Origin of the sequence: Actinomadura sp. BRA 177 (assembly GCF_013372625.1) — a bacterium.
Classification (GTDB): Bacteria; Actinomycetota; Actinomycetes; order Streptosporangiales; family Streptosporangiaceae; genus Spirillospora.
Map to the genome: position 1 here is coordinate 1 of NZ_JABXFD010000096.1, position 4,123 is coordinate 4,123.

The window sequence follows — 4,123 nt, forward strand, 5'->3', positions numbered from 1 at the left end:
GGTAGGCGGTGCCGAGGGCCGGGCGGGGGTCGTCCTCAGAGCGGTTCGGCCAGAAGGACATGGCGCGTTCGGCCTGGGCGGTGATGGTCAGGGACGGGTTGACGCCCAGGTTGGCCGAGACGGCGGAGCCGTCCACGATGTGCAGGCCCGGGTGCCCGTAGACGCGGTGGTAGGCGTCGATCACGCCGGTGTCGGCGGAGTCGCCGATGGCGCAGCCGCCGAGGAAGTGGGCGGTCATCGGGACGTCGAACAGGTCGCCCCAGGTGCCGCCGGCGACGCCGCCGATCTCCTCGGCGATCCGGCGGGTGGCCTCGTGGCCCTCCGGGATCCAGGTGGGGTTCGGCTCGCCGTGGCCGGCGGACGCGCGGACGTCCCAGCCGAACGGGCCCCTCTTCGGGCGCAGCGTGATCGAGTTGTCGCGGGTCTGCATGACGAGCGCGATGACCGTCCGCTCCGACCAGTGCCGGACGTCGAACAGCTGGACGAGGTCGCGGGGGCGGCGCACCACCTCGCGGGCGAACTTCACGATGCGGGGCGTGTGCTTCTCGCCGGGACGGTCCCCGTCGATGAGGAGGGTCTGCAGGCCGGCGAGAAGGTTGGAGCCCCGTCCGTAGCGGACGGGCTCGACATGTGTGTCGGGCGTCGGGTGGAACGAGGAGGTGATCGCGACGCCCTCGGAGAAGTCGGGGCCGGGCGTGCCGTTGCCGCGGCCGCCGCCGAGGATCGCCTCGGAGTTCGTGCGGGTCAGGGCGCCGAGCCGCTCCGACAGGCACGGCAGGGCCCCGGTCGCCTTCAGCTTGTGCAGCAGCTTCTGCGTCCCGTACGTCCCGGCCGCGAAGACCACCTGCTCGGTGGTGAACGTCTTGCGGTTGCGGCCGAACGAGCCGGTCCGGACGATCTCGACCTCGTAGCCGCCGCCGGGCAGGGGCGTGACCGAGGTGACGCGGCTGAGCGGCATCACCCGGGCGCCGGCCTTCTCGGCCAGGTACAGGTAGTTCTCCGTGAGCATGTTCTTCGCGCCGTGGCGGCAGCCCACCATGCACTCGCCGCACTCAAGGCAGCCGCGCCGGCGCGGGCCCGCCCCGCCGAAGAACGGGTCGGCGCTCTCGATCCCGGCGCCGCGCCCGAAGTACACGCCGACCGGGGTCTTGACGAAGGTGTCGCCCTTCCCCATCCGGTCGGCGACCCTCTTCATGACCTTGTCGGGCTCGGTCGTCGTGGGGTTCTGGACGACGCCCAGCATCCGCTTGGCCTGCTCGTAGTAGGGCGCGAGCTCGTCCTGCCAGTCGGTGATGTGCGCCCACTGCCGGTCCTTGAAGAAGGGCTCCGGCGGGACGTACAGGGTGTTGGCGTAGTTCAGCGACCCGCCGCCCACACCCGCCCCGGCGAGCACCATCACACGGGACGACTTCGCGCCCCGGATGAGGTGCATCCGCTGCATGCCGGTCAGGCCGAGCGCCGGCGCCCACAGGTAGCGCCCGATGCGCCAGTTCGTCTTGGGCAGCTCCGGGTACCGGGCCCCCGGCGCACCGGACGGGTTCGTGTCGAAGCGGCGGCCCGCCTCGATCACGCCGACCCGGTAGCCCTTCTCGGTCAGCCGCAGCGCCGAGACGCTGCCGCCGAATCCCGACCCGACGACGAGCACGTCGAAGTCATGCTTCACGGACGTTCCCTACTTGATGCGCAGCTTCTTCATGAGCTTGATGCCGGACGCCATGTAGTCGGCGAACTTGTCGTAGCCGATGGCGCCGGGAGGTTCGAGGTCCATGAGGTGCTGGCTCGCCACGGTCTGCACCTCGGTGAACTTCAGCAAGCCCTCGGCCCCGTGGCGGCGTCCCACACCGGACTGCTTCATCCCGCCCATCGGGGAGTCGTAGGACGCGAACGCGGCACCGTAGCCGTCGTTGACGTTGACGGTCCCCGCCTGGATGCGGGCGGCGAGCCGACGGCCCCGCGCCGCGTTCTTCGTCCACACCGACGCGTTCAGGCCGTAGGCGGTGTCGTTGGCGCGGGCGACGACCTCGTCCTCGTCCCGGTACTTGTAGACCGCGACGACGGGCCCGAACGTCTCGTTCGCGCACAGGTCCATATCGCCGTTGACGTCCGTGAGGATCGTCGGCTCATAGAACAGCGGGCCCACATCAGGCCGGGCCTTGCCGCCGGCCAGGACGGTCGCGCCTTCCTTCACCGCCTGGTCGACGTGCCGCGTCACGGCGTCCAGCTGACGCTGATAGGTCAGCGAGCCCATCTCGGCGTCGAAGTCGAGGCCGGCGCCGAGCTTCATGTCCTTGACCAGCTCGGCGAACCGGGAGACGAACCGGTCGTAGATGTCCTCGTGCACGTACAACCGCTCGATCGAGATGCACAGCTGCCCGGCGTTGGTGAAGCACGCGCGGATGGCGCCGCGCGCGGTCCGCTCGACGTCGGCGTCCGGCAGAACGATCATCGGGTTCTTGCCGCCGAGCTCCAGCGAGTACCCCACCAGGCGCGACGCGACCTTCTCGGCGATGGCCTTGCCGCCGCGCGTCGACCCGGTGAACGAGACGTAGTCGGCGCTCTCCAGCAGCGGGTCGCCGATCTCGGCCGGATCCCCGACGACGATCTGCCACACGTCCTTGGGCAGCCCGAGCGAGACCAGCAGGTCCAGCACCCACAGGCTGGACAGGCACGTCTGGGTGTCCGGCTTGTGGATCACCGCGTTGCCCGCCATCAGCGCGGGCGCGATGTCGCTGGCGCCGAGTGCGAAGGGGTAGTTCCACGGGGAGATCAGCGCCACGACGCCCTTCGGGTGCCGCAGCTCCTGGACGCGCGTCAACCCCGGCATCATGCCCTGCCGGCGCTTCGGCTTCAGCAGCTTCGGGGCCCGCCGGGCGTAGTACAGCGAGCACAGCGCCACGTCGAGGAACTCCTCCATCGCGTGGCGGCGCGCCTTGCCGGTCTCCAGCTGGATGACGTCGAGGATCTCCTTGCGCCGGTCGACCAGCGCGTCCGCCAGCCGCAGGAACGGCTTGGCCCGCTCCCCGGCCGGCAGCGCCGCCCAGGCCCGCTGCGCCTTCCTGGCACGCTCGTGGGCCGTGCGGACGTCGTCGGCACTGGAGATCGGAACGGTCGCGAGCGGCTCACCGGTGAACGGACCGGGAATCGTCGCGGTCTCGGCGCCGTCCGAGACGACGTGGGAGGCCAGCCGGTCGATCAGGGTCTGGGAGAGCTGCGCGCCTTTGGCAGGGACCGTCGGGGATGCCATGCAGGCAGGGTATGACCCCCCGGCCACTTTGGCTACCCGCAAGTAATGACCTACCTGCAGTGATATGCCCCACCTGATCCCGTGATACCCGTCCCCACCTGACAACCAACCCCGTCCGGACCGTTCCAAGACCACCGGACTTACGCAACTCCCAGACTGACCATGCCCCACCGGTGTATTCCGAAGGAAGGAGAGAATCTCGCCCCGCACACCGCTCGGGACCGCTGCGGAGTACGTCGCGCGCACCGCACCGGGGTCCGGGCGTGCGCGCAGGAGACATGCGTTCTACACAGGGAGGGGCTTGGGAATGAGGGACGCCTACGGCGATGAGCGGAGCGAGGGTGGCGTGGCCGGGGGCGGCGCGCGACCGGCCGGGACGCGGGTGCGTCGGGATCGGCGTGAGCAGACCCGTACCGCCCTGCTCACCGCCGCCGAGCGGCTCTGGGCCGAACGCGGGATCCACGGCGCCTCACTCGACGACATCGCGGCCGCCGCCGGGCTCACCAAGGGCGCCGTCTACTCCAACTTCGCGGGCAAGACCGACCTGCTGCTGGCCCTGATGGAACGCATCACCAGCGACCGCACCCGCCCCGACGTCTGCGACGAGCTCCGCGCCGCCGGGGAGGACGCCGACCGCACCGGCCGCTTGTCCCCCCGCCATGACACCGAGGACGGCCCCCGCCGCCTAGCCCTGCTCCTCGTCGAGTTCTGGCTCTACGGCATGCGCGACTACGCCGCCGGCTGGCGCATCGCCGACTGGTACGCCGAACGCCGCGCCCAACTGGCCAGCGAACTCGAACCCGCGGACGGCATCGCCCCCGCCGACCGCGCCACCCTCACCCTGGCCCTCGACTTCGGCCTGGCCTTCCAACACCTCCT

General features: G+C 70.7%; 3 protein-coding genes. 1 reads left to right on the forward strand and 2 read right to left on the reverse strand.

The genetic code is table 11. From position 1 onward, the window contains the following. On the reverse strand, window positions 1-1,663 hold a 1,663-nt coding region (locus tag HUX53_RS02165), incomplete at its 3' end, for a GMC oxidoreductase (RefSeq protein ID WP_176401492.1). A gap of 9 nt (window positions 1,664-1,672) precedes the next feature. Continuing rightward, on the reverse strand, window positions 1,673-3,244 hold the full coding sequence (locus HUX53_RS02170) for a succinic semialdehyde dehydrogenase (RefSeq protein WP_176401493.1): 1,572 nt from the start codon (window positions 3,242-3,244) through the stop codon (window positions 1,673-1,675). 307 nt (window positions 3,245-3,551) lie between these two features. Here HUX53_RS02170 and HUX53_RS02175 point away from each other — a divergent pair. Continuing rightward, window positions 3,552-4,123 (forward strand): TetR/AcrR family transcriptional regulator (locus HUX53_RS02175; protein WP_176401494.1); only part of this gene is annotated, 572 nt, incomplete at its 3' end.

Bases quoted from the DNA above. Each gene is read 5' to 3' on its own strand.
- HUX53_RS02170 (WP_176401493.1), bottom strand. From the start codon at position 3,244: ATGGCATCCCCGACGGTCCCTGCCAAAGGCGCGCAGCTCTCCCAGACC.